Annotated in this window: 19 protein-coding genes and 1 other RNA gene; 8 read left to right on the forward strand and 12 right to left on the reverse strand. The window is 65.3% G+C overall.

Translation table 11 applies throughout. The annotated features are described in order from the left end of the window. Window positions 1–163 precede the first annotated feature (163 nt). From RAD10_RS22275 to RAD10_RS22285, 3 genes are all read left to right on the forward strand, one after another. The gene (locus tag RAD10_RS22275) at window positions 164–1,183 is read left to right on the forward strand and encodes an SAM-dependent methyltransferase (RefSeq protein ID WP_461619266.1); all 1,020 of its coding nucleotides are present in this window, start codon (window positions 164–166) and stop codon (window positions 1,181–1,183) included. A 231-nt stretch (window positions 1,184–1,414) separates the two neighbouring features. Beyond that, window positions 1,415–2,608, forward strand: a complete 1,194-nt coding sequence (locus tag RAD10_RS22280) for an efflux RND transporter periplasmic adaptor subunit (protein ID WP_461619267.1) — start codon at window positions 1,415–1,417, stop codon at window positions 2,606–2,608. A 6-nt stretch (window positions 2,609–2,614) separates the two neighbouring features. Beyond that, a complete protein-coding gene (locus RAD10_RS22285) occupies window positions 2,615–5,770 on the forward strand; it encodes a multidrug efflux RND transporter permease subunit (RefSeq protein WP_461619268.1) in 3,156 nt (1,051 codons plus the stop codon). A 257-nt stretch (window positions 5,771–6,027) separates the two neighbouring features. On the opposite strand, the gene RAD10_RS22290 is transcribed toward RAD10_RS22285, so the two are convergent. The 8 genes from RAD10_RS22290 to tkt form a co-directional block, all read right to left on the reverse strand. Then, entirely contained in the window at window positions 6,028–6,819 is a 792-nt protein-coding gene (locus RAD10_RS22290; protein ID WP_038971383.1) for an inositol monophosphatase family protein, read from the reverse strand. A gap of 83 nt (window positions 6,820–6,902) precedes the next feature. Further along, a complete protein-coding gene (locus RAD10_RS22295; RefSeq protein ID WP_461619269.1) occupies window positions 6,903–7,976 on the reverse strand; it encodes a tetratricopeptide repeat protein in 1,074 nt (357 codons plus the stop codon). Window positions 7,977–7,984: 8 nt separating this feature from the next. Beyond that, complete coding sequence (locus tag RAD10_RS22300; RefSeq protein WP_461619270.1) at window positions 7,985–8,674, reverse strand: thiamine phosphate synthase; 690 nt, start codon at window positions 8,672–8,674, stop codon at window positions 7,985–7,987. A 3-nt stretch (window positions 8,675–8,677) separates the two neighbouring features. After that, window positions 8,678–9,703 carry a class I fructose-bisphosphate aldolase gene (locus tag RAD10_RS22305; protein WP_461619271.1) on the reverse strand — a complete coding sequence of 342 codons (1,026 nt, stop codon included), beginning with the start codon at window positions 9,701–9,703 and terminating at the stop codon, window positions 8,678–8,680. Between the two features lie 275 nt (window positions 9,704–9,978). Next, window positions 9,979–11,046: a class II fructose-bisphosphate aldolase gene (gene fba / locus RAD10_RS22310; protein ID WP_091955995.1), complete on the reverse strand. Its 1,068-nt coding sequence runs from the start codon at window positions 11,044–11,046 to the stop codon at window positions 9,979–9,981. A 56-nt stretch (window positions 11,047–11,102) separates the two neighbouring features. Next, window positions 11,103–12,299, reverse strand: a complete 1,197-nt coding sequence (locus tag RAD10_RS22315) for a phosphoglycerate kinase (RefSeq protein WP_461619272.1) — start codon at window positions 12,297–12,299, stop codon at window positions 11,103–11,105. Between the two features lie 145 nt (window positions 12,300–12,444). After that, a complete protein-coding gene (gene gap, locus RAD10_RS22320; RefSeq protein WP_091955997.1) occupies window positions 12,445–13,452 on the reverse strand; it encodes a type I glyceraldehyde-3-phosphate dehydrogenase in 1,008 nt (335 codons plus the stop codon). A gap of 148 nt (window positions 13,453–13,600) precedes the next feature. Further along, on the reverse strand, window positions 13,601–15,586 hold the full coding sequence (gene tkt, locus RAD10_RS22325; RefSeq protein ID WP_461619273.1) for a transketolase: 1,986 nt from the start codon (window positions 15,584–15,586) through the stop codon (window positions 13,601–13,603). 384 nt (window positions 15,587–15,970) lie between these two features. On the opposite strand from tkt, the gene RAD10_RS22330 reads away from it, so the two are divergent. From RAD10_RS22330 to RAD10_RS22350, 5 genes are all read left to right on the forward strand, one after another. Further along, window positions 15,971–16,291, forward strand: a complete 321-nt coding sequence (locus RAD10_RS22330) for a DUF4164 domain-containing protein (RefSeq protein ID WP_461619274.1) — start codon at window positions 15,971–15,973, stop codon at window positions 16,289–16,291. Next, entirely contained in the window at window positions 16,288–16,671 is a 384-nt protein-coding gene (locus RAD10_RS22335; RefSeq protein WP_018318702.1) for a cell division protein ZapA, read from the forward strand. Before RAD10_RS22330 ends, RAD10_RS22335 begins: the two co-directional genes overlap by 4 nt. A 201-nt stretch (window positions 16,672–16,872) precedes the next feature. Next, window positions 16,873–17,033: non-coding RNA, 6S RNA (ssrS, locus tag RAD10_RS22340), on the forward strand. Window positions 17,034–17,242: 209 nt separating this feature from the next. Next, window positions 17,243–17,839, forward strand: coding sequence for a 5-formyltetrahydrofolate cyclo-ligase (locus RAD10_RS22345; protein ID WP_461619275.1), 597 nt, complete (start codon window positions 17,243–17,245; stop codon window positions 17,837–17,839). After that, complete coding sequence (locus RAD10_RS22350; RefSeq protein ID WP_165637249.1) at window positions 17,817–18,641, forward strand: TIGR00282 family metallophosphoesterase; 825 nt, start codon at window positions 17,817–17,819, stop codon at window positions 18,639–18,641. The genes RAD10_RS22345 and RAD10_RS22350 overlap by 23 nt, the downstream gene beginning before the upstream one ends. A gap of 218 nt (window positions 18,642–18,859) precedes the next feature. Here the strand turns inward: RAD10_RS22350 and RAD10_RS22355 are convergent, their stop codons facing one another. The 4 genes from RAD10_RS22355 to RAD10_RS22370 form a co-directional block, all read right to left on the reverse strand. Continuing rightward, window positions 18,860–20,203 carry a c-type cytochrome gene (locus RAD10_RS22355; protein WP_461619276.1) on the reverse strand — a complete coding sequence of 448 codons (1,344 nt, stop codon included), beginning with the start codon at window positions 20,201–20,203 and terminating at the stop codon, window positions 18,860–18,862. Beyond that, window positions 20,200–22,368, reverse strand: coding sequence for a xanthine dehydrogenase family protein molybdopterin-binding subunit (locus tag RAD10_RS22360; RefSeq protein ID WP_461619277.1), 2,169 nt, complete (start codon window positions 22,366–22,368; stop codon window positions 20,200–20,202). The genes RAD10_RS22355 and RAD10_RS22360 overlap by 4 nt, the downstream gene beginning before the upstream one ends. A gap of 8 nt (window positions 22,369–22,376) precedes the next feature. Continuing rightward, window positions 22,377–22,841 (reverse strand): (2Fe-2S)-binding protein, encoded by a 465-nt coding sequence (locus tag RAD10_RS22365; RefSeq protein WP_461619278.1) that lies wholly within the window; start codon window positions 22,839–22,841, stop codon window positions 22,377–22,379. Between the two features lie 65 nt (window positions 22,842–22,906). Beyond that, the gene (locus RAD10_RS22370; protein WP_461619279.1) at window positions 22,907–23,083 is read right to left on the reverse strand and encodes a hypothetical protein; all 177 of its coding nucleotides are present in this window, start codon (window positions 23,081–23,083) and stop codon (window positions 22,907–22,909) included. Window positions 23,084–23,385: the final 302 nt, after the last annotated feature.

The raw sequence follows: 23,385 nt of genomic DNA on the forward strand, positions 1-23,385 counted from the left end.
CGGTATCATCCATTCCAAAAGCTTGCGTGCGGCGCGCACTATGGCACAGCGCCGGCTCAAAAAAAGCGCCGGATGCGCCGATTTCGGGGACAGCTCGGGGAACCCGGACCGAAAGCGGGGCTTTGATAAGCAGGTATCTGCAGCGATTCGCCATGGGGGGCGCATGAGCGTCGTTTCCGCGATCATCGGGACTGCCGAACGCGTGCCGTTGCCGGACGTCGTGATCCGCGCCGCGATCCAGCGCCTGTGCTCCCGCAGTGCAACCCGCCTTGCCGCGCATGATGCGGCCGCCGACGCCGCTTTCGCCGGGCGGATGATGCTGCGGCCGATCGCCGAAAACGCGGAGGCCGGGCGTGAGGACGTGCCCGCGGCGTTCTTCGCCGAAATGCTCGGCCCCAGCCGCAAATATTCCTGCTGCTTCTACAAGACCGATGCGACCACCTTGCAGGAGGCGGAGGAGGAGGCGTTGCGCCAGACGGTCGAGCATGCCGGCCTCGCCGACGGCCAGACCATCCTCGAGCTCGGTTGCGGCTGGGGCTCGCTGTCGCTGTGGATGGCGCGGCAGTTTCCGCACGCCAGGGTGACGGCGGTGTCGACCTCGCCGGCGCAGCGCGCTCATGTCGAGGAGGAGGCGCGGCGGCGCGGCTTGCTGAACCTGCGCGTGGTCACGGCGGACATGAACGTGTTCGCGCCCGACGGCCAGTTCGACCGCATCGTCTCGGTCGAGATGTTCGAGCAGATGATGAACTGGCGCAAGCTGATGTCGCGGCTGCGGTCATGGCTCGCGCCGGATGGGCGCTTCTTCATGCAGATCGTCACCCATCGCTCCGGCTCGCAGCTGTTCGACCGGCTCGATCGCGAGGACTGGATCGCGCAGCACGTCTTCACGGGCGGGCTGATGCCGAGCCATCACCTCGTCAGGCAATTCCACGACATCTTCACGGTCGAGAAGGAATGGTGCTGGAGCGGCGCGCATTATCAGCGCACCGCCAACGACTGGCTCGCCAAGTTCGACGCGCATCGGGACGCGATCGAGGCGTCCCTGCGCCAGGTCTATGGCGAACAGACCTGCCTGTGGATGCGGCGCTGGCGCTGGTACTTGCTCGCGACATCGGGCCTGTTCGGCTATGCCGATGGAACCGAATGGGGCGTCAGCCACTACCGGATGAAAGCTGCGGGGTAATTGCGATGTTCCGCCGCAGCACGCGGCGATGGAACCTGACTCACAATCAGGTGAGTCCATGAAAGCTACATAAGTTCAACAAGATACATTGTGTGACAATGAGCCGCCCGCAGCATGCGTTGCATCGCAGCAGGTGCATTCTATTTTGACGGCATCAGCCGCACGGAATCGCCCAGAACGGGCCGCGCGCGGAGCGTGATCAGTTTCAACAATATCGGGGCACTAAACTTCATGTCAGGACTTCGCGCGCGATCGGCATGCGTTGCAATACTGCTCGCGGCCCTGGCGCCGCTGCTTGGTGCTTGCGATGAATCCAGCTCCGCCGTGTCTGCCGCCCCGCCCACCTATCCGGACGTCAGCATCGTCATCGTCAAGCCGCAGCCGCGCGCCGTGGTCCGGGAATTGCCCGGCCGCATCGCGCCGACGCGCGTCTCTGACGTGCGGCCGCGCGTCTCCGGCATCGTGGTGGAACGCCTGTTCCGCCAGGGCAGCGAGGTGAAGGCAGGCGATCCGCTCTACCGCATCGATCCACGTCCGTTCGAGGTCGAGGTGCTGGCCAACGAGGCGGCGCTCGCCAAGGCCGAGGCCGCTGCGATGCAGGCCAAGCAGCAGGCGCACCGCATCGCCACCCTGACCAAGGATCGCGCCGCCCCGGAAGCCGAGAACGAAAAGGCTATCGCGGCCGAGCGCCAGGCCCATGCCGAGGTCGAGGGCCGCAAGGCCGAGCTCGCGCGTGCCAAGCTCAATCTCGACTATGCCACCGTGCGCGCGCCGATCGACGGCGTCGTCGGTGCGGCTCTCGTCAGCGAGGGTGCGCTCGCCGTTCAGAACGAGACCAATCTCGCCACCATCCAGCAGCTCGATCCGATCTACGCCGACTTCACCCAGTCGGTGACCGAGCTCAACCAACTCCGCCGCGCCTTCGAGACCGGCGACCTCGAGCGCATCGCCTCCGATGCCGCCAAGGTGCATCTGGTGCTCGACGACAACACGCTCTATTCGCTCGACGGCAAGCTGCTGTTCTCCGACGCCAAGGTCGATGCCCACACCGGGCAGGTGACGTTGCGCGGCGAGTTCCCCAATCCTAAGCGCGAACTGCTGCCGGGCATGTATGTCCGCGTCCGCATCGACCAGGGCCTCGATAGCGACGCGATCGCGGTGCCGCAGCAGGCGATCCAGCGCAATGGTGGCGGCGGCAGCGAGGTATTCGTCGTCAAGGACGACAACCACATCGCGGTGCAGGCGGTGCGCACGGGTTCGGTGCAGGACGGAATCTGGTTCGTCACCGAGGGCCTGAAGGCCGGCGACAAGGTCGTGGTCGAAGGCTTCCAGAAGTTCGCCGCCGGCGACAAGGTCAAGCCGCAATCCTGGTCGGAGGCGGACGCGACCGCGGACAACCGGCACGCCCAGAAGCTCACGCGGTAACGCGCCATGGCGAGTTTCTTCATCGACAGGCCAATCTTTGCCTGGGTGGTCGCGCTGTTCATCTGCTTGATCGGCGCGATTGCCGTGCCGCTGCTGCCGATCGCGCAATATCCGATCATCGCGCCGCCCTCGATTTCGATCTCGACCAGCTATCCCGGTGCCTCGCCCGAAAACCTCTACAACAGCGTCACGCGCCTGATCGAGGAGGAGCTCAACGGCGCCTCCGGCATCCTCAATTTCGAATCGACCAGCGACTCGCTCGGCCAGGTCGAGATCATCGCCAATTTCGTGCCCGGCACCGATACCAGCGCGGCCTCGGTCGAGGTGCAGAACCGCATCAAGCGGGTCGAGGCGCGCCTGCCGCGCGCGGTGATTCAGCAGGGTATCCTGATCGAGGAAGCCTCGAGCGCGGTGCTCCAGATCATCACGCTGAATTCGACCGACGGCAGCCTCGACGAGGTCGGGCTCGGCGATTTCATGATCCGCAACGTGCTCGGCGAAGTCCGCCGCATCCCCGGCGTCGGCCGCGCCACGCTCTATTCGACCGAGCGCTCGCTTCGCGTCTGGGTCGATCCGGCCAAGCTCGTCGGCTACGGGCTCACCGCCGACGACGTCAACAAGGCGATTGCCGCGCAGAACGCGCAGGTCGCTTCGGGCAGCATCGGCGCCGAGCCGTCGACCTCGAGCCAGCGCACCTCCTCGCTGGTGCTGGTCAAGGGCCAGCTCTCTTCCCCGGATGAATTCGGCGCCATCATCCTGCGCGCCAATGCCGACGGCTCGACCGTGCGCCTGCGCGACGTCGCTCGTATCGAGGTCGGCGGCCTCAGCTACCAGTTCAACACGCGCCTGAACGGCAAGCCGACCGCCGGTCTCTCGGTGCTGATGTCGCCGACCGGCAATGCGCTGGCGACGGCGAGCGCGGTCGAAGAGAAGATGAAGGAGCTGTCGCGCTTCTTCCCGGCCAACATCACCTACGAGATTCCCTACAACATCACGCCCGTGGTCGAGGCTTCGATCAAGAAGGTGCTGATGACGCTGGTCGAAGCCGTGGTGCTGGTGTTCGTGGTGATGTTCCTGTTCCTCCAGAACATCCGCTACACCATCATCCCGACCATCGTGGTGCCCGTGGCGCTTCTGGGGGCCTGCACCACGCTGCTGCTCGCCGGCTATTCCATCAACATGCTCTCGATGTTCGGCATGGTGCTCGCGGTCGGCATCCTCGTCGACGACGCCATCGTCGTGGTCGAGAACGTCGAACGCATCATGAGCGAGGAGGGGCTGCCGCCGAAGGAGGCGACGCGCAAGGCGATGTCGCAGATATCGGGCGCCATCATCGGCATCACCCTGGTGCTGATGGCGGTGTTCGTGCCCATGGCGTTCTTCCCGGGCTCGGTCGGCATCATCTACCGCCAGTTCTCCGTGACCATGGTCGCGGCGATCGGCTTCTCCGCGTTCCTGGCGCTTTCGCTGACGCCGGCGCTGTGCGCGACCTTGCTCAAGCCCGTCGCTGCCGGCCACGGTCATGCGAAGCGGGGCGTGTTCGGCTGGTTCAACCGCATGCTCGAAGGCGGCAAGGAAGGCTATTCCCGCACCGTCGGCTTCTCGCTGAAGCGGACCGGCCGGCTGATGCTGGTCTATGTCGCGCTGCTCGTCGGCCTGTCCTGGGCCTTCGTCAGCCTGCCGGGCGGCTTCCTGCCGATCGACGACCAGGGCTTCGTCACCACCGACGTGCAGACGCCGTCGGATTCGTCCTATCCCCGCACCGAGGCCGTGATCGAGAAGGTCGAGAAATATCTCGCCGAGCGGCCGGGCGTGAAAGATGTCACTTTCCTCACCGGCTTCAGCTTCTCCGGCCAGGGCATGAACACCGCGCAGGCCTTCATCACGCTGAAGGACTGGTCGGAGCGTGGACCGAAGGATTCGGCCGCGGCGATCGTCAACGACATCAACCGCGATCTAGGGGCGTCGATCCGCGATGCCAAAATCTCCGCCCTGCAGCCGCCGCCGATCGACAATCTCGGCAATTCGTCGGGCTTCTCGTTCCGCCTCCAGGACCGCGGACAGAAAGGCTATCCAGCCTTGATGCGCGCCGCCGATCAGTTGATCGCGGAAGCCAACGCCAGTTCCGTGCTCCAGAAGGTCTATGTCGAGGGCCTGCCCGAGGCCGGGGTGGTCAATCTCATGATTGACCGCGAGAAGGCCGGCGCCTTCGGCGTCACCTTCGAGGACATCAACAACACGATTTCGACCAATCTCGGCTCGAACTACATCAACGACTTCCCGAACCGCGGCCGCATGCAGCGCGTCGTGGTGCAGGCCGACGCTCGCGACCGCATGCGGACCGAGGACATCCTCAACTACAACGTCAAGAACAGCCGCGGCCAGCTGGTGCCGTTCTCGTCCTTCGCCACGGTGGAATGGGCGCGAGGCCCGACCCAGATCGCAGGCTTCAACTATTATCCGGCGGTGCGCATCTCCGGCGAGGCCAAGCCCGGCTTCACCTCGGGTGATGCGATCGCCGAGATGGAGCGCCTTGCCGGCCGGCTGCCGCGCGGCTTCGGTTACGAATGGACCGGGCAGTCGCTCCAGGAGAAGCTGTCGGGCTCGCAGGCGCCGTTCCTGCTCGGTCTGTCGGTGTTCGTGGTGTTCCTGTGCCTCGCCGCGCTCTACGAGAGCTGGACCATTCCGCTCGCGGTGCTGCTCACGGTGCCGCTCGGCATCGTCGGCGCGGTGATCGCGGCCATGCTGCGCGGCCTGCCCAACGATGTCTATTTCACCGTCGGCCTGATCACCATCATTGGCCTTGCGGCAAAGGACGCGATCCTGATCATCGAATTCGCGAAGGATTTGCGGAAAGAAGGCAAGCCGCTGGTGGAAGCCACCATCGAGGCCTGCCGCCTGCGCTTCCGCCCGATCCTGATGACGGGCCTCGCCTTCATCTGCGGCGTGCTGCCGATGGCCATCGCCCACGGCGCCGGCGGCGCCAGCCAGCAAGCGCTTGGCAGCATCGTGATGGGCGGCATGATCGCGGTCGTGATCCTGGCGCTCTTGATGGTGCCGGTGTTCTTCGTCTCGGTGCAGCGCGTGCTGGCTGGGGACAGGGAGCCGAAGGCCGCGAAGCAAGGCGAGCCGTACGGCCCGCCGGCGCCGGTCAAGTCATAAGGCAAACTGTCATGCCCCGCCTGGTGCGCAATTGCGCACGGGGGCGGGGCATCCAGTACGCTGCGGCTTCTCCAGATCCCACTAAAGCGCGATGCGATGAGGATGAATCGTCATCGCGCTTTAGGTTGTTGTTTAAGCATGATCTTTTCGGAAAACCGCTGCGCACTTTTCCGGATCATGCTTTAGCGTCTCTGGAATACTGGATCATCCGCCTTCGCGGATGATGACAGCGGAGTGATTGGCTAGCGCGTCTACTGCTACGCCGGCTTCCGCAAAATCTTCACCAGCTCCCCGTGCACGTACTCATTCCCGCACACCACGTGCCCGGTGACCAGCGCATCGCCCGGCGTCGCGATGTCGCTCACGGTGCCGCCGGCTTCGCGCACCATCAGCATACCGGCGGCGATGTCCCAGGATTGCAGATTGCGCTCCCAATAGCCGTCGAGGCGGCCGGCGGCGACGAAGGCGAGGTCGAGCGAGGCGGCGCCGAAGCGGCGCAGGCCCGCGACGCGGTCCTGGATCGCGGTCATCTCGCGGCGGAATTCCTCGTGGTCGCCCCGGCCGATATGGGGCAGGCCGCAGGCCACCACGCATTCGTTGAGCTGGCGGCGGCCGGCGACGCGCAGGCGCTGGTCATTGAGGAAGGCGCCCTTGCCGCGCTCGGCGATGTAGAGCTCGTCATTGGCGGGATTGTAGATCACGCCCGCAATGATCGTGCCCTCGCGCACGAGGCCGATCGAGATCGCGAATTGCGGGATGCCGTGCAGGAAGTTGGTGGTGCCGTCGAGCGGGTCGACGATCCAGGTGTGGCTCTTGTCGGAGCCCTCGCGCGTGCCGCCCTCCTCGCCGATGAAGCCGTAGCCGGGCCGCGCCTTGGCGAGGTCCTGGTAGAGGATCTCCTCGGCGCGCTTGTCGGCGAGCGAGACGAAATTGGCCGGCCCCTTCAGCGAGACCTGGAGATGCTCGATCTCGCCGAGATCGCGCTTGAGGCTGCGGCCAGCGCGGCGCGCGGCTTTGACCATGACGTTGATAGTGGCGGAATACAGCATGAGCTCTGGTCTTGATCGGGGGAAATGGCGGGAAATCGCGCCTGTTTGGGGATTGGGTGCCCTGCAAGGGCCCTCAGGTCAAGTCATTTGGTCCCGAGCCATTTTTTGGCGGCAGCCTCCGCCTTGGCCCGGTCCTCGGCCGGCAGGTCGGACAATTGCTTGTCGAGCTCCGGGTCGCCCTTGCCGGCGGTTTTGGCCACCAGGTGCCATTTGAAGCCCTCGATCTTGTCCACGGACGTGCCCACGCCGTTGATCAGCACCCACGCCAGCCGGTTCTGCGCGATCGCGCTGCCCTGGCGGGATGCCTTGCGGAGCAGGGCGACGGCAGCCGGCTGGTTCTTCGGGGTGCCGGTGCCGTTGAACATGGCGATGGCATATTCGACCTCGGCGTCGACATTGTCGGCGAGCGAGGCGGCCTGGAGCAGCCGCACCGAGCGTTCAGCGTCCTTCGGCACGCCGGTGCCTTCCTTGTAGAAGGTCGCCAGCGCGTATTGCGCCTCGGGCAGGCCTGCATCGGCGGCCTGGCGTAGCAGCTCGGCGGAGCGCTTCACGTCCTGCGGCAGGGTCTGGCCGTCGAGATAGAGCAGAGCGAGGTTATAGGCCGCCCTGGGCTCGCCGAGCTTGGCGGCGGACGCCATCAGCTTGACCGCCTCGCTCTTGTCGATCGGGCCGCCGCGGCCCGAAATGCGCAGCATGGAGAGCGCGAACATCGCCTCGCGGTCGCCGGCATCGGCCGCGCGCTTGTACCATTCGGCTGCCTTGGCGTAGTCGCGCCGCATGCCCATGGCATTGGAATAGAGCTCGCCGAGCATGGTCATCGCCTTGGGATCGCCGGCTTGCGCGCGGGCGGTGGCGAGGTCGAACGCGGTCTTATACTGGCCGCGCTGATAGGCGCCGAACACCAGATCGACATTGGAATTGTCGGTAGAAGGCGCGGGGATCACGGTCGCCGGCTTGGGCGAGGAGGTCGGCTTGGGCGAGGCTGACGGCTTCGGCGCCGGCGCGGCCTCCTTCTTCTTGGTGATCGTGTGCGGCTTGGGCTTTTGCTTCTCGGCAGGCGCGCTCGGCGTCGCAGCCGGCGGGGTGATCTGGAGCTGCGCGGCCGCGGGCACTGTGAGCAGCAGCGTGGCCAGCATGGTGATGCAGGGGAGCTTCATGTCGGGCGCTAGCCGTGCTCCTGGCTCGCAGGATTTTGGCTGGCCGTCGCCGTCGCATAGGCGTTCTTGATCGCAGCGTCGACCTCGCTCAGCGCGGCCTTGGGCCCGCGCGGATCGGCCCAGATGAACTCGCCGACCAGGACGAAATCGGCGCCGCTGGCGGCGAAGTCGTGGGCTTCCTGCAGCGACATGGCAAAGCCGACGCAGGGCGGCTCGAACAGCTCGGCCCACCAGTCCAGCCGTTCCGCGATCGCTTGCGCCTGGGGACGCTGGCCTTTCGCATCGGGCTCGCCGAACATCACGTAATCCGCTCCCATCTCGCCCGCATCCATGGAATGGTGCCGCGTCGTCAGCCCGCCAACACCGGCGATGCGATCGGGCTTGAGCGATGGCAGCGCCTCTTTCAGCGCGGCGATGCCGGGGAGGTGCGCGCCGTCGGCGCCGCCGCGCGCGACCAGCTCGGCATGGTCCTCCACGAGCAGCGCGGCGCCCGCTTTCTGCACCGGCGGCGCGAGCGCCTTGATGCGCGAGATCATGGTGCGCTGGTCGGTCTCCTTCAGCCGCAGCAGCACGGCCGCGACGTCGGCGGCGGCGAGCAGGCCCGGCAGTTCGGCGACGAGCGCAGCGGGATCATCGACGACGGGCGTCGCGAGATAGAGGCGCGGCGCCGGGCGCGGCGGAGGCGGTTTGTTCGACAAGGTCTAGGCTGCCTTCTTTTCCAGGCTACTTTGCCATTCGCCCTTTGAGGCGAGGCCGTTCATTCGCGCGCGATGGCTGAAGGCGGTTTGTCCGGCCGCGACGTTCTCGGCCTTGCCGGACCAGGCTTTCTGCGGCGCGGCTTGCAGGGCGCGGCCGTAGGAGAAGGTCAGGCCCCAGGGCAGCGGACCGAGCTTGTGCATGGCGTTGAGATGCGCGGTCGCCTCTTCATCCGACTGGCCGCCGGAGAGGAAGGCGATGCCGGGCACGGCCGCGGGCACGCAAGCCCTGAGCAGCCGTATCGTCTTCTCGGCGACCTCCTCGACGGAGGCCTGCTTCGGTGACTTCTTGCCGGATATCGCCATGTTGGGCTTGAGCACCATGCCTTCGAGCGCGACGCGCTGCATGCGCAATTCCTGAAACGTCTTGTTGAGGACGCGGGTGGTCACCTCATAGCAGCGGTCGATGTCGTGATCACCGTCCATCAGCACCTCGGGCTCGACGATCGGCACGATCTGTGCGGCCTGGCACAGCGCGGCATAGCGGGCCAGCGCATGGGCGTTGACGCTGATCGCGGTCATCGAGGGGATGCCGCTGCCGATGTCGATCACCGCGCGCCATTTTGCGAAGCGCGCGCCGCGCTCATAGTATTTCTTCAGTCGCTCGGCCAGCCTGTCGAGCCCGACCGTCACGAGCTCGCCCGGGCACATCGGCAGGGCCTGCGTGCCTTCGTCGACCTTGATGCCGGGAATGGCGCCGCTCTGCTCGATCAGCCTGACCAGCGGCGTGCCGTCCTTGGCATCCTGCCAGATCGTCTCGTCATAGAGGATCACGCCGGAGATGTACTGGCTCATGGCGTCCTTCGAGCGGAACAGCATCTCGCGATAGTCGCGGCGGTTGCCTTCGGTCGAGTCCACGCCGATCGCGTCAAAACGCTTCTTGATGGTGCCGGAGGATTCGTCGGCGGCGAGGATACCCTTGCCTGATACGACCATGGCGGTCGCGATTCTGTTGAGCTCAGTCAGATTCATCGAGAGGTCCTCCCAAAACGATTCTGCCCTTGCCCGTGAAAATAGACCGTTCTCGGGCAATTGCCGAGTTAACGTTCGTCGCAGGGTAAAGGGGGATTTCTGTCATTCGGGATGCGCCGAAAGGCGCAGGCCCGGAATCCATAACCCAAGGCTGTGGTTATGGATTCCGGGCCCACACGGAGCCTGTCATCGGGCCACGCATTCGCGCGGACCCGTTGGCGTGTCCCGGAATGACCCGGGAATGGGCTTGAGCGGCTTACGCCACCGCGCGATCGCTACGCGACGCGGGGGTCCAGCTCGCCCTTGGCGTAGCGCTTGGCCATCTCGGCGGTGGTCAGGACCTTCTTGATCTTGGAGGCCTGGCCTGCGGTGTTGAACTCCTGGAGCCGCTGCTTGCACAGCTTGGTCATGGCTTCCATGGCGGGCTTCAGGTACTTGCGCGGATCGAACTCTTCCGGATTGTCCTTGAGCACTTTCCGGATCTGGCCGGTCATGGCCATGCGGTTGTCGGTGTCGATGTTGATCTTGCGCACGCCGTTCTTGATGCCGCGCTGGATCTCGGACACCGGCACGCCCCAGGTCGGCTTCATCTTGCCGCCATTGGCGTTGATGATCTCCTGCAGGTCCTGCGGCACCGAGGAGGAGCCGTGCATCACCAGATGCGTGTTCGGCAGCTTGCGGTGGATCTCCTCGATCACGTTCATGGCGAGAATGTCGCCGTCCGGCTTGCGGGTGAATTTGTAGGCGCCGTGCGAGGTCCCCATCGCGATCGCGAGCGCGTCGACCCTGGTCTCCTGGACGAACTTCACGGCCTCGTCCGGATTGGTCAGGAGCTGGTCGTGGCTGAGCTTGCCTTCGGCGCCGTGGCCGTCTTCCTTGTCGCCCATGCCGGTTTCGAGCGAGCCGAGCACCCCAAGCTCGCCTTCCACCGAGATGCCGCCGAGATGGGCCATGTCGGTCACGGTCTTGGTGACGCCGACATTGTAGCCCCAGTCGCCGGGGGTCTTGCCGTCGGCCTTGAGCGAGCCGTCCATCATCACCGAGGTGAAGCCGGCCTGGATCGCGGTCATGCAGGTCGCCGGCTCGTTGCCGTGGTCGAGATGCACGCAGACCGGAATGTGCGGATAGATCTCGGTGACCGCGTCCATCATGTGCTTGAGCATGACGTCGTTGGCGTAGGAGCGCGCACCGCGCGAGGCCTGGATGATGACGGGCGCGTCGACCTGGTTGGCCGCGTCCATGATCGCCAGCGCCTGCTCCATATTGTTGATGTTGAAGGCCGGTACGCCGTAATCGTTCTCCGCCGCGTGGTCGAGCAATTGACGTAACGTGATCCGAGCCATCTGTCTTTTTCTCCCGTTGGGGCCTTGCGGGGCCGCTGATTACTCGCCGATCTGGCTTACTTGACGCGCAAAACCTCGACGCCGGGCAGGGGCTTGCCTTCCATCCATTCGAGGAACGCGCCACCGGCGGTCGAGACATAGGTGAAGTCACCGGCCACATGGGCCTGGTTGAGCGCCGCGACGGTGTCGCCGCCGCCTGCGATCGAGATCAGCTTCTTGGCCTTGGTGCGCTCGGCGGCGTGCCGGGCGGCCGCGACCGTGCCGCGGTCGAACGGCTGCATCTCGAAGGCGCCGAGCGGTCCGTTCCAGACCAAGGTCGCCGCATCGTCGATCGCGGCGTGGACGCGGGCGATCGATTGCGGGCCGACATCGAGGATCATGCCGTCGGCCGGGATCGCATCGAGTCCGTAGGCGTGCGACGGCGCGTTGGCGGCGAAATGATAGGCAACGGTGGCGTCGACGGGGAGGATGATGGCGCAGTTGGCCGCTTCCGCCTTCTCCATGATACGCAGCGCGGTCGGCGCGAGATCCTTCTCGGCCAGCGACTTGCCGACGCCGACGCCCTGGGCGTGCAGGAAGGTGTTGGCCATGCCGCCGCCGATCACGAGCGCATCGACCTTGCTGACGAGGTTTTCGAGCAGGTCGATCTTGGTCGAGACTTTTGCGCCTCCGATGATCGCGATGACAGGCTTGGTCGGCGAGCCCAGCGCCTTCTCCAGCGCATCTAGCTCGGCCTGCATGGTGCGGCCGGCATAGGCCGGCAGCTTGTGGCCGAGGCCTTCGGTCGTGGCGTGGGCGCGGTGCGCCGCCGAGAACGCGTCATTGATCCAGATGTCGCCGAGCTTTGCCAATTCCGCGACGAAGGCCGGATCGTTCTTTTCCTCTTCCTTGTGGAAGCGGGTATTTTCCAGACACAGGATGTCGCCGTCGTTCAGGCTGGCTACGGCCGTGGCCGCGGGCTCCCCGATGCAGTCGTCGGCGAAAGCGACCGGCTTCTTCACCACCTTCGAAAGCGCTTCAGCGACGGGCTTGAGCGAGTCCTTGGCATCGCGCCCCTTCGGCCGGCCGAAATGGGCGAGCAGGATGACCTTGCCGCCCTTGTCCGAGATTTCGGTGATGGTCGGCGCGACGCGCTCGAGCCGGGTCGTGTCGCTGACGCGGCCATTGTCCATGGGCACGTTGAGATCGACGCGCAGCAGCACGCGTTTGCCCTTCACGTCGACGTCGTCGAGGGTGCGGAATTTGTTCGTCATCTCTCTTGTCCCGGGTGCTGCGCAGCGCGGAGCGATGCGCTGCAGAACCGGGACCCACATGACAGCGAGTCCCGCGGTTGAATGGGTCCCGGTTCTGCGGAGCAGCGCTGAGGCGCTGCACCGCGCCCGGGACACGAGACCTTGGTTAGATCACCTTCGCGATCGCGACGGCGGTGTCCGCCATGCGGTTCGAGAAGCCCCACTCGTTGTCGTACCAGGACATCACGCGCACCAGCGTGCCGTTCTGCACCTTGGTCTGGTCCTCGTGGAAGGTCGAGGAGTGCGGGTCGTGGTTGAAGTCGATTGAGACGTTCGGCGCGGTGGTGTAGCCGAGGATGCCCTTGAGCTGCTGCTCGCTGGCGCGCTTCATCGCCGCGTTGATTTCCTTGGCGTCGGTGGCGCGCTTGGCGATGATCTTGAGGTCGACGACCGAGACGTTCGGGGTCGGCACGCGGATCGCGACGCCGTCGAGCTTGCCCTTGAGCTCCGGCAGCACGAGGCCGATCGCCTTCGCAGCACCGGTCGAGGTCGGGATCATCGACATCGCAGCCGCACGGCCGCGATAAAGATCCTTGTGCATCGTATCGAGCGTCGGCTGGTCGCCGGTATAGGCGTGGATGGTCGTCATGAAGCCGGTCTCGATGCCGACGAGATCGTTCAGCACCTTGGCAACCGGCGCCAGGCAGTTGGTGGTGCAGGAGCCGTTGGAGATGACCAGGTGCTCCTTGGTCAACGTCTCATGGTTGACGCCGTAGACGATGGTGGCGTCGGCGCCGTCGGCGGGCGCGGAGACCAGCACGCGCTTGGCGCCGGCGGTCAGATGCGCGGACGCCTTGTCCTTCGAGGTGAAGATGCCGGTGCATTCCATCGCGATGTCGACGCCGAGATCCTTCCACGGCAGCTTCGAGGGATCGCGCTCGGCGGTCACCTTGATCTTGCCGCCACCGAGATTGATCGTATCGCCGTCGACGGTCACGGTGCCGGGAAAACGGCCATGGACGCTGTCGAAGCGGAGCAGATGGGCGTTGGTCTCGACCGGACCGAGGTCATTGATGCCGACAACCTCGATGTCCTTGCGGCCGGACTCGGCGATAGCCCGCAGGATGTTGCGGCCGATGCGGCCAAAACCGTTAATTCCGACGCGGACTGCCATGTTTCGTCTCCTTCAATGACCGTTGTCATCCCGCACAACGCGCTATGCGCGCCTGCGAGGGTTTTTTAGGGGCGGGCGCCCGGTTCGGCCGGGCGGTGCTTGATCATATGAGAGATTACGTAGTCCTTTTTTGCGGCAAGCTCAACTCTCAGGTAACGCGCTTCAGCACAGCGTTAACCGCAGCCTCGGCGGTAATGCCGAAATGCTTGTAAAGCTCCTTTGCAGGGCCGCTTTCGCCGAACGAATGCATGCCGATAAATTCGCCATCCTGGCCGATCACGGCATCCCAACCCCAGCGCACGGCGGCCTCGATCGCGACCTTGACCGGTGCGTTGCCGATGATCGCGGCGCGCTTGGCCTCTGGTTGCGCTAACAACAGCTCGAGCGAGGGAACGGAGACAACGCGCGACGCGATGCCGCGTTCCGCGAGCTGCTTCTGGGCGGCGACCGCGATCTCGACCTCGGAGCCGGAGGCGAACAGCGTCGCCTTGGCTTCGCCCTGGGCTGCGACCAGCTCGTAGGCGCCCTGTGCGCAAGGGTTGTCGTTCGGTGCGGTGGTGCGCAGCTGCGGCAGGTTCTGGCGCGTCAGCGCCAGCACGGTCGGGCCGTCGATGCGGTTGAGCGCGAGCTCCCAGCACTCGGCGACCTCCATGGAATCGCACGGGCGGAACACGCGCATGTTCGGAATGGCGCGAAGCGCGGCGAGATGCTCGACCGGCTGATGGGTCGGGCCGTCTTCGCCGAGGCCGATGGAATCGTGCGTCATCACGTAGACGACGCCGGAGCCCATCAGCGCGGCAAGGCGCATCGCGGGACGGGCATAGTCGGTGAACACCAGGAAGGTCGCGCCGTTCGGCGCGAAGCCGCCATGCAGGAAAATGCCGTTCATCGCCGCGGCCATGCCGTGCTCGCGGATGCCGTAATGGATGAAGCGGCCCTTCGGCGTCTTGGCCGAGAACGCCGTCGCCGATTTCGCCTTGTTGTTGTTGGAGCCGGTGAGGTCGGCCGAGCCTGCGAGGAATTCCATCGGCATGGCGCCGGCGATGACTTCGATCACGGCTTCCGAGGATTTGCGGGTGGCCGCGATCATCGGCTTTTCCAGCAATTCCTTCTTGTACGCGCGCACGGCCTTTGCGAGCGAGGCCGGACGTTCATGGCGCAGGCGGCGCTCGAACTCGGCGCGCTTGCGGCTGCCGAGTTCGCCGAGCCGGCCCTCCCATTCCTGGCGCGCCGCAGCGCCGCGGCTGCCGGCTGCACGCCACGCCTTCAGCGCGTCGTCGGCGACCGCGAACGGCTCGAGCGAGATGCCGAGATTTTCCTTGGCGGCCTTGAGCTCCTCGGCCCCTAACGCCTCGCCATGCACCTTCGAGGTGCCCTGCTTGTGTGGCGCGCCGAAACCGATGGTGGTGCGGCAGGCGATCAGCGTCGGCTTGCCGGATTTCTTCGCGCGCGTGATGGCATCGGCAATCGCCGCCTGATCGTGGCCGTCGATTCTCTCGGCGGCCCAGCCCGCCGACTTGAAACGCTTCACCTGGTCGACGGAATCGGAGATCGAGGTCGGGCCGTCGATCGAGATGCCGTTGTCGTCATAGAGCACGATCATCTTGTTGAGCTTCCAGTGCCCGGCCATCGCGATCGCTTCCTGCGACACGCCTTCCATCAGGTCGCCGTCGGAGGCGAGCACATAGGTGTGGTGATCGACGATCTTCTTGCCGAACTCGGCCGCGAGCATCTTCTCGGCGAGCGCCATGCCGACCGCGGTCGAGATGCCCTGGCCGAGCGGGCCGGTCGTGGTCTCGATGCCGTTGGTGCGGAAATTCTCGGGGTGTCCCGGGGTGAGCGAGTCGACTTGGCGGAACTGCTTGATCTGATCCAGCGTCATCTCGGAATTGCCGGTCAAATACAGCAGCGAATAGAGCAGCATCGAGCCGTGGCCGGCCGAGAGCACGAAACGGTCGCGGTCGGGCCAGGCGGGCGCGGCGGCGTCGAATTTCAGGAACTGCGTGAACAGCACCGTGGCGATGTCGGCGGCACCCATCGGCAGGCCGGGATGACCCGATTTCGCCTTCTCGACGGCGTCCATCGAAAGGCCGCGGATCGCGTTGGCCATACGGGTGTGATCGACCTGCGTCATGTCTGAAATCCGTCTGAAATGAGGCGCTTGGAGGCGGTGTACGCCCGCGCGGGAGGAGCCTGGCGGCCACTGAAGGTCGGGGCTGGGATAGCACCTCGGTTCCGGGAGTCCAAGGCAATCAAACGCCGATTCGGCCGTAAAAGTTGCCTGCGGCAGCTTCGAAAGTGGAGGCTCCGTTCGGAGGTGATCGCGCAGGCAGGAACCCACGGGTCGGGACGATCCACTCCTGATCTAGCAGTGCATAGTTTCGCGGCGGCGTTGCGCTTGGCTAGCTTGCCACGTAAATTTCTGCTTCTAACCGCTTGCCGAACCGAGTCTTTTGCCGGACGGCACGCCCCAGGAAAAGGCCACTGGGCAAAGGCCACAGGTTCCGCCGCTGACTACATGAACGATCGCGTGTCCAACAGTGCCGCCATGACGGAGTCCTCCGCGGTCGAGATCGAGATCGCGACCCGCAGGCTGATGTCGGCGCTCGACGCGCTCGAAAGCGCGGTTGAGCGGCGGCGCGACGCTGATCGCGACGAGAACGAGCTTGCGGCACGAATCCAGGCACTGGGCGCGGATCGCTCGCGGCTCGCCGACGAGCTCGACGGCGCGCTGGTGAAGGCGCGCAAGCTCGAGCGCACCAATCGCGAGATTTCTGACCGGCTGGATTCCGCGATCGTCACGATACGCTCGGTGCTCGATACCGGAGAGGACGGATGAGCCACATCAACGTCACCATCAATGGCCGGCAATACCGCATGGCCTGCGAGGAGGGCCAGGAAGTGCGACTGCTCAAGCTCGCCGAGAGCCTGGAGACGCGGATCCAGTCGCTACGCGGAAAATTCGGCGAGATCGGCGATGCGCGCCTCACCGTGATGGCGGCGCTGACCGTTTGCGATGAGCTGGTCGATGCCGGCAACCGCGTCCGCACCATGGAGCAGGAGCTGACCGAGCTCAGGGACTTCCGCAACGCCGCCGTCGAGCGCGCCCGGATGACGCAGACCGCGGTGGTGAATGCCCTGAACGCGGCAGCCGAACGCATCGAGAAGTCGACCCAGGTCCTGAACCGGACCGTCGGCAACGGGATTGCGATCGGGTAGGGGCTGCTGCCACGCGGGTGGTGCGCTCCCTCCCTCGCTTGCGGGGGAGGGTTGGGGAGAGGGTATTTCCACAGTGAGACTCCCCCAGAGGAGAGAGCCCTCACCCGGCGCTTTGCGCCAACCTCTCCCGCAAGCGGGAGAGGTGAGCCGCAACTTCACGCCGGGCTGGCGATTCGTCAGTATCGTTGTTACATTGCGCGGGCGAGGCTGCGACGCGCGTCAGGAGCCATATATCCCCGGGGCCTTATCGATCCTTTAGGGAACTGTCCCTGGCCGGGCCCGTGGGCCCGGACATATGGTGCCCACCTACTTTCGTAGGGAACTCCGGGATCGAGTGCTTCAACGGCGTACGCGGCTTCGCACTACTGCTTGCAATGCGTTCTTGTCGAATGGCCGTCTACGACAAACCGGCAGTGTCATGCCCCGCCTAGTGCGCAATTGCGCACGGGGGACGGGGCATCCAGTACGCCGCGGCGTCGATGTCTGATCACTGGCGTCTCTGGGATACTGGATCACCCGCCTTCGCGGGTGATGACAGCGGAGCAAGGCTCCGCATTCGGAGCAAGCGCGCATGCCCAATTCGAAAGCCGAACTCCGTGCCAAGGCCCTCGCGGCACGCGACGCGCTCAGCGAGAAGAAGCGAAGCACCGCCGCCGCAAAGCTCGCCAAGCGCGGACTGCCGTTCCAGCTTCTGCCCGGCAGCATCGTCTCCGGCTATTCGCCGATCCGCAGCGAAATCGATCCGATGCCGCTGCTGCAGAAGCTCGCCGAAGAGGGCGCAAAGCTGGCGCTGCCTTGCGTCACCGCGCGCGGCCAGTCGCTGATCTTCCGCATCTTCCACCCAAACGATCGCCTGATGCTCGGCCCGCTCGGCATTCCCGAGCCGTCGCCGGCCGCAAGCGAAGTCATCCCGGATATCATGCTGACGCCGCTGGCGGCGTTCGATCGTCTTGGCCATCGCATCGGCTATGGCGCGGGGCATTACGACTTCACCTTCGCGCATTTGCGCAAGGCCAAGAACATCGTCGGCATCGGGCTCGCTTTTGCGGCGCAGGAGATCAAGGCGGTTCCGGCACTATCCCACGACGTCGCGCTGGATTATGTGCTAACGGAATCGGACGTGTTCGATTTCCGGAGTTCTGAAGTTGCGCATTCTCTTCGTGGGTGACGTTGTCGGCCGTGCAGGACGCACGGCAATCGCCGACTATCTGCCCGGCATGGTCAAGGACTGGTCACTCGATTTCGTCGTCGTCAACGGCGAGAATTCCGCCGGCGGCTTCGGCATCACGGAAGCGATCTACCAGGAGTTTCTCGACGCCGGCGCCGACGCGGTGACGCTCGGCAACCATTCCTGGGACCAGCGTGAAGCCCTGGTGTTCATCGAGCGCGCCGAGCGCCTGGTGCGTCCCGCGAACTATCCGCGTGGCACGCCCGGCCGCGGCGCAGCCCTGGTCGAGACCAAGAATGGCAAGCATGCGCTGGTCGTCAACGCTTTGGGCCGCGTCTTCATGACCCCGTTCGACGATCCCTTCGCCGCGCTGGAGCGCGAGCTTGGCGCCTGTCCGCTCGGCGTTGCCGCCGATGCCGTCGTCGTCGACTTCCATTGCGAGGCGAGCAGCGAGAAGCAGGGCATCGGCTTCTTCTGCGACGGCCGCGCCAGCCTCGTCGTCGGCACGCACACCCATGTGCCGACCGCCGACCATCAGATCCTCACGGGCGGCACCGCCTACATGACCGACGCCGGCATGACCGGCGATTACGACTCCATCATCGGCATGCAGAAGGAAGAGCCACTGCGCAGGTTCACGTCGGGGATTCCGTCGGGACGTTTCGAGCCGGCGGCGGGCGCAGCGACGCTGAGCGGCGTCGCCGTGGAAACGGATGATGCAACGGGCCTCGCGCTCAAGATTGCGCCGGTGCGCGTCGGCGGAAGGCTGGAGCCGGCGACGCCGCGGTTTTGGTTGAGCTAATTCTTGCGGAGAACGCCGCTGCCACCCTCCCCTGGAGGGGTCCGGGACGAGCGAAGCTCGCCCGTGGGTCGATCGCGCGAAGCGCGAGCGGGGTGGGGTGATCTCTCCCCGCGCGCAGTGTTCGAGGTGGAGAGACCGTCACCCCACCCCGTCTCACATTTCGCTACGCTCAATGTGAGCCGACCCTCCCCCTCCAGGGGAGGGTAAAGAGCAGTGCGCTACTCCGCCGTCTGCCCCCTTAACTCAGCAACATCCTTCGCCGTCAGCTTCGAGCCTTTCGTCCCGAACCGCGCCGTGACGTAGTTCGCCACCGCCGCGATCTCGTCGTCGGTATACGCATTTCCGAACGCCGGCATCGACAGCGCACCGTCAGGCGTGTGGCGCTTCGTGCCTGAGAGCACGATCTGCGCGACGTTGGTGGCGGCGGGGTCGTTGACGGCCCAGGTGCCGGTCAGCGTTGCCATCGGCGACACCGGGCTCTCGCCGCTCCAGCCGTGACAGCTGGCACAGGCGCTGGCGAACACCTTCTTGCCGCGCGCGTCCGCCGTGACGCCGTCCTTGTGCGAGGCGGGGGCGACGGGTGCCGTGGTGGCGGGCAGGTCAGGCGAGGGCACCGGCGGCACGCTGCGCAAGTACGCAACGATGGCGCGGATGTCTTCGGGCGCGAACTGGCTGAAGCTGTGGTCGACCGCTTCACCCATCGGCCCCGAGGCCGAGCCGTGGCCCGGTGCGTGGCCCAGCGACAGATAGGAGATCAGATCCTGGTCGCTCCAATTGCCGAGCCCGGTCGCCTTGTCGGAGGAGATGTTGAAGGCGCGCCAGCCCGCCGTGATCGCGCCGGCGAACTTCCTGCGGTTATCCAGCGCAAAACCGAGATTGCGCGGGGTGTGGCATTCGCCGCAATGCGCCAGCGCTTCGACAAGATACGCGCCTCTGTTCCATTCTGGGCTCTTCGACGTATCAGGCGCAAAGCGTGTGTCCGGATTGAACACGGCCGACCAGACAATCATCGCCCAGCGCTGGTTGAACGGGAACGACAGCGTATTCTCCGGCGCCTTCGCGCGCACCGCCGGCAGGCTGAACAGATAGGCCTTCACCGCCAGCACGTCCTCGTCCGTCATGTAGGTGTAGGACGTGTACGGCATCGCCGGATAGAGCCGGGCGCCGTCGCGACGCTGGCCGTGCTGGACCGCATTCAGAAAATCCTGGTCGCTGTAATTGCCGATGCCGGTGTCCTTGTCCGGCGTGATATTGGTGGAATAGAGCGTGCCGAACGGCAGCTTGAAGCCGAGCCCGCCGGAATAGTCCTTCTCGCTCGGCTTGGTGTGGCAGACCATGCAGTCGGCCGCCTTGGCGAGATATTCGCCGCGCTCGACCAGGCTCGCTTTCTCCAGCTTGGCCGGCACGCCGGTCGGCTTGCCGGCGCGGTAATCCGCCAGCGCCACCTTCGTGCCGCCGGCGAAATCGAGCGGGCCGGGCCCGCGGATGATCCAGACGCCGAGCCCTGCTGCGACGATGGCGATCGCAGCGACGCTTGTGAGAATACGCATCTTGCCGCTCATGCCTTCTTCCCCGCAGCCAGCAGTTTTCGGTCAATGGGCAGGCGCCGCAGCGCCACGCCGGTTGCGGCAAGAATCGCGTTGCGCAGCGCCGGCGGTCCGGCGTTGACGCCAGCCTCGCCGATGCCGCCGGGCGCTTCGCCGCTCTTGACGACGATCACTTCGATCTTCGGCGTCTCGTTGATGCGCATCATGCGGTAGTCGTGGAAGTTCGATTGCTGCACGCGGCCCTTCTCGATGGTGATCTCGCCATAGAGCGCGGCGGTGAGGCCGAAAATCAGCCCGCCCTCGATCTGCGCCCTCACCGTGTCGGGGTTGACCGCGATGCCGGTGTCGACCACCGAGGTGATGCGGCGGAGCGTGATCTCGCCGATATCGTCGATCTCGGCCTCCACCACGGTCGCGATGAAGCTCGCGAATGACGGCTGCACGCAGACGCCGCGGCCGACACGAGCGGGCAACGGCTGGCCCCAATCGGATTTCTCCGCGACCTGGTTGAGCACCGCGAGCATGCGCGGGTTCTTGGTCAGCATGGACTTTCGGAACTCGATCGGGTCCTTGCCCGCCTTGCGCGCGAGCTCGTCCATCGCGCATTCGACCGCGAACACGTTGTTGTTGGGGCCGACGCCGCGCCAGAAGCCTGTCGGCACCGACAGCGGCTCGGCGCGGACATATTCAACGTGGAAATTGGCGAAGTCGTAGGGGGCATCGACCGCGGCGTCGATCGCGTCGATGTCGATGCCCTTCTGGAACGCCGGCGGCAGCCAGCGCGCCAGCACCGCGGAGCCGGCGACCTTGTACTTCCACCCCGCCACCTTGCCGTCGACCAGCGACGCCGTGATCTGGTCGCGATAGACCGGACGGTAGACATCGTGCTGGATGTCCTCCTCGCGGGTCCACACCACCTTCACGGGGTAGTCGACCTGTTTTGCGATCTTCACCGCCGCGATCACCATGTCGGGCTCGAGCTTGCGGCCGAAACCGCCGCCGAGCAGATGATTGTTGACGATGACCTTGTCGACCGCAAGCCCAGCGGCTTTCGCCGCCTCCGACTGCACGCGCGTCATGATCTGCGTGCCGGTCCAGATCTCGCAGGAGTCGGGCTTCACGTGCACGGTGGCGTTGATGGGCTCCATCGATGCATGCGCCAGGAACGGCAGCTCGTAGGCCGCCTCGAACTTGTCGCCGCTCGCCAGCGCCTTGGCGATGTCGCCGTCGGATTTGGCGACCGCGCCGTCCTTCTGGCTAGCCTTGCGCAGATCGTCCCAGACATCCTTCGTGGTGATCGCAGCGTTGGGTCCCTCGTTCCACTCGATCTTGAGCGCTTCGAGGCCCTTCTTGGCCGCCCACATGTGATCGCCGATCACGGCGACCATGTCGTCGAGCACCACGACCTTGCGCACGCCGGGGAGCTTTACCGCGGCGCTGTCGTCGATCTTGCCGACCTTGCCGCCGAACACGGGGCAGGCGGCGACCGTCGCGAACTTCATGCCGGGGAGGATCGCGTCGATGCCGTAGACGGCCTTGCCGTTGACCTTGTCGGGCGTGTCGAGCCGCTTCAGCGGCTGGCCGATGATGACGAAGTCCTTGGGGTCCTTCAGCGCGACATCCTTCGGCGGGGTCTGTCCCTGGGCAGCGAGCGCCAGCGCGCCGTAAGCGAGCTTGCGGCCGCTCGCTTCATGCGCGACTTCGCCCTTCGACGCCGTGCAGCTCGCGGGCTCGACGCCCCATTGGGCGGCTGCGGCCTGTACCAGCATCGCGCGCGCGGTGGCGCCGGCCTTGCGCAGCGGCGTCCACCAGGCGCGGATCGAGTTGGAGTTGCCCGTGACCTGCAAGCCGAAGGTCGGATTCCCGTAGAGCTTGTCGTTCGGCGGCGCGTGCTGCACCTCGACCTTGCCCCAGTCGGCATCCAACTCTTCGGCGAGCACGGCGGAGATCGAGGTATAGGTGCCCTGGCCCATCTCGACCTGCGGCATCATCAGCACGGTGCGGCCGGTCTCGTCGATGCGGATGAAGGCGTTGGGCGCGAACTTGCCCTCGGTTGCATCGCGCGGCTGCACGGGTTCGTTGACGGCCGCGCGCAGCGGCAGATGGAAGGCGAGCAGGAAACCGGTGGCGAGACCGCCGGTCAGCAGCGCGCGGCGGGAGACGCTGTTATGTGCATTCATGGTGGACCTCAGGACTGACGGCCGTTGGCGGCCTGCTTGATGGCCTCGCGGATGCGGACATAGGTGCCGCAGCGGCAGATGTTGCCGGCCATCGCGGCGTCGATGTCGGAATCGTCAGGCCTGGGCGTAGCGGTCAGCAATGCGGCGGCCGACATGATCTGGCCGGACTGGCAATAGCCGCACTGGATCACTTCGAGGTCGAGCCAGGCCTTCTGCACTTTCGCGCCCGCAGGCGTGCTGCCGACATGTTCGATCGTGGTGATGGCGCGGTTCTCAATCGCGCTGACCGGCAGGACGCAGGAGCGCACCGCCTTGCCGTCGACATGCACCGTGCAGGCGCCGCATTGCGCGATGCCGCAACCGAACTTGGTGCCGGTCATTCCGAGGATGTCGCGCAGCACCCACAGCAGCGGCATTTCCGGTGGCGCGTCGAAGGATTTCGTTTCGCCGTTGATGGTGAGAACAGTTGCCATATGCATCCCCTTGCTCGCTCGATCGCTTGCGGCGATCTAGTCAGCGAATTCGCGCGCGACAATAATCATACCGATACGAAACGATGAAGCGTCGCAATCTCCGGCAATGCATATTTGCGCTGCTGACGCGTCAGCCCATGACGTTCACGAATTTGTGCGGCGCTCGCTGCGAGCGTTTTGGGCTGATTGATATGATAATCGTCATGTTTTGATGCTTTTTCGACGCGCGCGTCGTCGATCACCGCAGATTGTCGTGCGGATGCGCAAAATCATGCGATGACGAAATACGTGCGATTGGGAAAGTCGTGGCTGAGAGTACGGCCGAAATCGTTGTGCCCTCTGTGGGAGAGGGCGGAGGCGTCAGTAGACGCGAACACGCTGGGGTGAGGGGTTTCTATCCGCGGATAACCCTCTCTCATTCTCGAGTAGCTCTGCCCGCGGAGAGAGACCCCTCATCCGGCGCTTCGCGCCACCTTCTCCCACAAGAAGGGAGAAGGGAAGAGAGGGATGACAATTTCGAAGTAGTGGCATTCGAGTCAAAGCC

The organism is Bradyrhizobium sp. 23AC (genome assembly GCF_054863025.1).